Annotated in this window: 4 protein-coding genes; 1 reads left to right on the plus strand and 3 read right to left on the minus strand. The window is 32.4% G+C overall.

Annotated elements, in window-relative coordinates:
• Positions 1 to 120: 120 nt before the first annotated feature.
• Positions 121 to 705, minus strand: a complete 585-nt coding sequence (locus VFS71_RS03365) for an RNA polymerase sigma factor (RefSeq protein WP_326399373.1) — start codon at positions 703 to 705, stop codon at positions 121 to 123.
• Between the two features lie 565 nt (positions 706 to 1,270).
• On the opposite strand from VFS71_RS03365, the gene uvrA reads away from it, so the two are divergent.
• A complete protein-coding gene (gene uvrA / locus VFS71_RS03370) occupies positions 1,271 to 4,066 on the plus strand; it encodes an excinuclease ABC subunit UvrA (protein WP_326399374.1) in 2,796 nt (931 codons plus the stop codon).
• A 253-nt stretch (positions 4,067 to 4,319) separates the two neighbouring features.
• Here the strand turns inward: uvrA and VFS71_RS03375 are convergent, their stop codons facing one another.
• Positions 4,320 to 4,616, minus strand: coding sequence for a hypothetical protein (locus VFS71_RS03375; RefSeq protein WP_326399375.1), 297 nt, complete (start codon positions 4,614 to 4,616; stop codon positions 4,320 to 4,322).
• Between the two features lie 273 nt (positions 4,617 to 4,889).
• Positions 4,890 to 5,822, minus strand: a 933-nt coding sequence (locus tag VFS71_RS03380; RefSeq protein WP_326399376.1) for a mechanosensitive ion channel family protein, incomplete at its 5' end; no start/stop codon positions are given.

The raw sequence follows: 5,822 nt of genomic DNA on the forward strand, positions 1-5,822 counted from the left end.
GATACCACTTCTTTATCCGGTTTCATTTTTTTAGAAATTTTCAATGCTTTAGAGTAATTCTTTTCCATATGTAGTATAAATTATATTTTATATTACAACGGAAGAATTATCAATTTATTATCAATTTGTCAAAACAATTTGATGCTTGTCTATAATTTTTCTCAAGTTCATTATTGCATATCGCATTCTACCCAACGCTGTATTGATACTCACACCGGTAGTTTCGGAAATTTCTTTAAAACTCATATCTTGATACATGCGCATAATCAAAACTTCTTTTTGATCTAAGGGAAGCTCTTCAACTAATCTACGAATATCAACCTCAACTTGATCGGCAATAATCTGGTTTTCAACCGTAAGGGAATCATCAGACATTATAGAAAAAATAGAAAATTCTTCAGTTTCCCTGAAGAGTGGCATTTTTTTTGATTTTCTATAAAAATCAATTATTAAATTGTGTGCAATCCTCATTACCCAAGGTAAAAACTTACCTTCTTCGTTATATGACTGAGTTTTCAAAGTTTTAATAACTTTGATGAAAGTATCTTGAAAGATATCGTTAGAAACCTCTCTATCGGCTACTTTAGAATAAATGAATCCATAAATTTTAGATTCATGTCTTTTGATTAATACAGCCAAGGAGTTTTCGTCACCAGCCATATAATCCTTTACTAATAAAGCATCAGATTTTTGTAAATTTGCCATAGCAATTTCTTTTTAGATTTGTTAGTTTTCGGGGAATCTTCTAAAAAGTAGTTCTACGCTATAGGCTTATGGAGGTTATTTAGGTTAATTAGTTGTCAAATTTAACAAATAATTATCAAAAGTAGCAAGAAAAAAAATGATAAATGTTATTTTTTTCATTTTAAAACAATTCTTGCAAGGCGATTACAATCTAAACACAAAAACAATAAACACCTGTAATACATAGTCATAGCATACATATGCAGCAAACGTGAAATAGGAAAGGGCATCAGGAAATTATTTTATCACTTTAAATTAGAAGAAGATTATACCTACAAGGCCATTGCTGCCTTGCAGGATAGTGTCTTTATTTAGGTTAAAATATTAAAATTTTTAATTCCTATTTTATGTTTTACTGATAAACTTTAATATAATCCACAATAAATTCTTGTGAAAACACCTTATCATCAATCTCTGGCGTAAACTATTAACCAAATTTTCATCTACAAAAAACTAAGTTTTGATTATAATTCTTTGGGGATTCTCACATCAAAATTGAGTACTTTTGTGGAAATTCATTTTTAGTATGTCAATTGATATTTCCAAACTCGATCCAAAGAAAAACATCATCATAAAAGGTGCACAGGTACATAATTTAAAAAATGTAGATGTAGCTATTCCCAGAAACAAACTTGTCGTTATCACAGGACTTTCAGGATCTGGAAAATCCAGTTTAGCTTTCGATACTTTGTATGCCGAAGGACAACGTCGCTATGTAGAAAGTTTATCATCATATGCCAGACAATTCTTGGGTCGATTGGACAAACCAAAAGTGGAATACATTAAAGGAATTGCTCCAGCTATTGCCATAGAACAAAAGGTGAACACCACCAATGCCCGTTCAACCGTAGGAACTTCAACCGAAATATACGATTACATCAAATTATTGTTTGCCAGAATTGGAAGGACCTACTCCCCAATTTCGGGACAAGAAGTCAAAAAAAATACAGTTACAGATGTAGTTACTGAAGTTAAAAATTTTGAATTGGACAGCAAATGGCTTCTCCTTGCCCCTATTCACCTTGAAGAAGGAAGACAATTGGAAGACAAACTAAAAGTCTTATTGCAACAAGGATTTGCTAGGATCTTAGTAAATAATGATATGGTTCGTTTGGATGATTTCACCCCGGCAGAACAACACACTCTTGACCATAAAGATATTTTACTCATCATTGACAGAATCGTGGTCAAAGATGAAGAAGAGTTTTACAATCGACTATCTGATGCCGTACAAAAAGCTTTTTTTGAAGGAAAAGGAATTTGCTATTTGCAGGAATTAAATTCAGATAAAAGATTTTCATTTTCCAATAATTTCGAATTGGATGGCATCACTTTTTTAGAACCCAATGTTCATTTATTCAGTTTCAACAATCCGTATGGTGCATGTCCAGTTTGTGAAGGATACGGAAACATTATTGGAATTGATGCCGAATTGGTCGTCCCAAACACTTCCCTTTCGATATTCGAGAATGCAATTTTTCCTTGGCGTGGTGAAAGCATGGGCTGGTTTCGAGACGAATTGGTCAATAATGCTTATAAATTTGATTTTCCTATTCATAAACCATTTTTTCAACTCACTGAAGAGCAAAAAGACCTGATTTGGACTGGAAATAAATATTTCCAAGGGCTAAATGACTTTTTCAAAGAACTCGAAGAGAAAAATTATAAAATCCAAAACAGAGTAATGCTTTCTCGTTATAGAGGCAAAACCAAATGTCATGTTTGTAAAGGGAAACGTTTGAGAATTGAAGCTTCCTATGTAAAAATCAACGGAAAAACCGTATCTGATTTAGTGGATTTACCAATCAAACACTTGGTTGATTTTTTCAAGAACATTGATTTGGATGAATATGAAAAACAAATTGCCAAGCGATTATTAATTGAAATCAATAATCGATTGTCTTTTTTAACCGAAGTTGGTTTGAATTATTTGACTTTAAACCGAAATTCATCAACACTTTCCGGGGGAGAATCCCAACGTATTAATTTGGCGACTTCATTAGGTAGTAGCCTTGTGGGTTCCATGTACATTCTGGATGAACCAAGTATCGGTTTACATCCAAAAGACACAGAACGCTTAATTAAAGTTTTATTGTCATTACGCGACCTTGGCAATACTGTAATCGTAGTGGAACACGATGAAGATATTATGAAAGCTGCCGATATGATTATTGATATAGGTCCAGAAGCAGGAACCTTGGGGGGAAATCTAGTGGCGCAAGGCACTTATGACGAAATCCTTAAATCAAGTTCTTTGACCGCTAAATATTTGAACGGAGATCTAGAAATTACTGTTCCAAAGAAGAGAAGGCCCTATAAAAATTTTATCGAAATAAAAGGCGCAAGAGAAAACAATTTACAAAATATAGATGTTATTTTTCCACTTGATGTCCTAACAGTAATTACTGGAGTTTCAGGTAGTGGAAAAAGTACACTTGTCAAAAAAATTCTTTTTCCTGCCATGCAGAAAAAATTAGATAATGCTGGAGAAAAAGCAGGTCAGTTTAGTGAGCTTTCAGGTTCTTTTTCACAGATTAAACATATCGAATACGTAGATCAAAACCCTATTGGGCGAAGCTCCCGTTCCAATCCTGTAACCTATATTAAAGCCTATGATGACATTCGAGAATTATATGCCAAAGAAAAACTTTCCAAAGTAAGAGGTTATCAAGCCAAACATTTCTCTTTTAATGTCGATGGAGGAAGATGTGAAACCTGCAAAGGTGAAGGATCTATAAATGTTGAAATGGTTTTCATGGCTGATGTTCAATTGCCTTGTGAAACCTGCAACGGAAAACGCTTCAAAAAAGAAGTTCTAGAAGTTGCTTTTGATGGTAAAAACATTCACGATATTCTAACAATGACTATCGATGATTCCATTATTTTTTTCGAAAAAAACAAGCAAACAAAAATCATTCAAAAATTACAACCTCTGCAAGATGTAGGCTTAGGGTATGTACAATTAGGACAATCCTCATCGACACTTTCTGGAGGGGAAGCTCAACGTATTAAACTCGCTTCCTTTTTGGTTAAAGGGACTATCAAGGAAAAAGCTCTTTTTGTTTTTGATGAACCTACAACAGGATTGCATTTTCACGATATCAAAAAACTAATGGCTTCCTTTGATGCTCTAATCGAAAAAGGACATTCTATACTTGTAATTGAGCACAATCTTGACTTAATAAAATGTGCTGATTGGGTTATCGACCTAGGACCTGAAGGAGGCGAAAATGGAGGTTTATTACTAGCTGTAGGTACTCCCGAAGAAATAGTAAAAAACAAAAAATCAATTACGGCAAAATATCTAAAAGAAAAACTATAAAGAGTATATGATAACTTTTATCCAACAAAAAAGCCACACACAATTAATAATTTGTGGTGGCTTTTTATGCATTATCCCTTTATATATTATACTTAAAAGAATTGTTAGTTATTTCTAATAAATCAAAACGCAATTTAATATCTTTCCAAAGATTTACAGATTTTTTCCTAATCCAATCCTTTAATTTTTAAAAACGAAGTTCGTCTCAGTCAATCTATAGCAATCTTTTAGTGATTTAAAGACATAAATAAGATTAACCCAAATAACATTTTTCTTCAAAAATTTTGCCTTCCTCATCAATCGCGATCAATACTTTTTTATCCTTGGAAGTAACTTGCGTTAAATACAACCAAGGCAAAGACCACATTCCTAGTGTTGCACAACAAATTAAAAAATTGAGGCTATGATTTATTTTTTTACCCTCTTTATATAAAATGGTAAAGGGCAATTTGTCATTACGCTCTACAACTACAAATCCATTTTGAATCTTATTCGAAATAATTTTTGTAAATAGATTTAACTTATCTTGATTAATAAAATGATTTTTCATCTTTTGTGTACTAATTTAAATTAAGCATTTAGACAAATATTTAAGAATAATACAAATTTAAGCCACATACTAGAACTCTACAATACCCACTTTTGGTGATATTGAAAAAATAATTACGCAAACAACTAATTTACAAATAGTTAAAAAACAGACATTCATAAAAATGCAAAAAAACTCGTTGAACTAAATCCTAACAAAAAATAAACATTATTTTACTTACAAAATATTTTTAAAAAAATAACATTTTAACAGGTTTATCAATACTAAAAAAAATTATTTATCAACTTTTACGTTAAATGAAGGAGCCTCATATTCCTTATTCAGGTAAGTATCTGGAATAGTTGTTTTATTTCCGTCACGATGAGAATTGTAATGCGGTGACATAATTTCAAGACCAGCCTCATTAAAACAGTCTTGGATGTTTTGATGTAATTTTGAATAAATAGCGGGCTGTTGATTCGGCTGTTTGGTGTATGCATTAATTTCATACGCAACATAAAAATCATCCAAACTCGTTTGCAAAACAAATGGAGCCGGAATCTTTTCGATCAAATCGGTTCTCAAAGCGGCTTCTATAAGTGCTCTGTGTACATTATTCCAAGGAGTGTCATACCCAATAGTAACTTTAGTATGAATTAATAAGCCATTGCCGTTCTCTGCGGTATTTGCCGAATAATTAATCGAAGAACTTGATAAAACAGTAGCATTTGGAATCGTAATATCTTCTTGTTTTGGAGTTCGAACACGGGTTACCAAAGATGTTTTCTCAATAACAGTTCCGCTTACATCACCAATTCTGATAAAATCACCAATTTTAAAAGGACGCATATACGTTATTACCAGTCCCGCTATCATATTAGCGATTGCATTAGAAGAACCCAATGAAAACAAAACACCAACAAAAACAGAAACACCTTGAAATATTGGTGAATTGGATCCCGGCAAATAGGGAAAGATAATCACTAACATAAAAGCATAGATTAAGACTTTTATGATGTTAAAAGTAGGTTTAGCCCAATCACTGTAAAAACCTTCAATTTTGATTTGTCCTTTCTGAATCTCATCAACAAAAAACTTTATGGCTTTCAAAAGATACTGAAACAATATTACAATTACCAGTATGGAAATTAAATTTGGCAAGAAATCAAGAAACCCCACCAATGCAGCTTTTGCTGGAGAAAAAACCCATTTCAAAAGAGTGGTTGC

The organism is Flavobacterium sp. (assembly GCF_035760125.1).
Taxonomy (GTDB): domain Bacteria; phylum Bacteroidota; class Bacteroidia; order Flavobacteriales; family Flavobacteriaceae; genus Flavobacterium.

Excerpts from the sequence above, each read along its gene's own strand:
- VFS71_RS03365 (WP_326399373.1), bottom strand. The coding sequence starts at position 705 with ATGGCAAATTTACAAAAATCTGATGCTTTATTAGTAAAGGATTATATG.
- uvrA (WP_326399374.1), top strand. The coding sequence starts at position 1,271 with ATGTCAATTGATATTTCCAAACTCGATCCAAAGAAAAACATCATCATA.
- VFS71_RS03375 (WP_326399375.1), bottom strand. The coding sequence starts at position 4,616 with ATGAAAAATCATTTTATTAATCAAGATAAGTTAAATCTATTTACAAAA.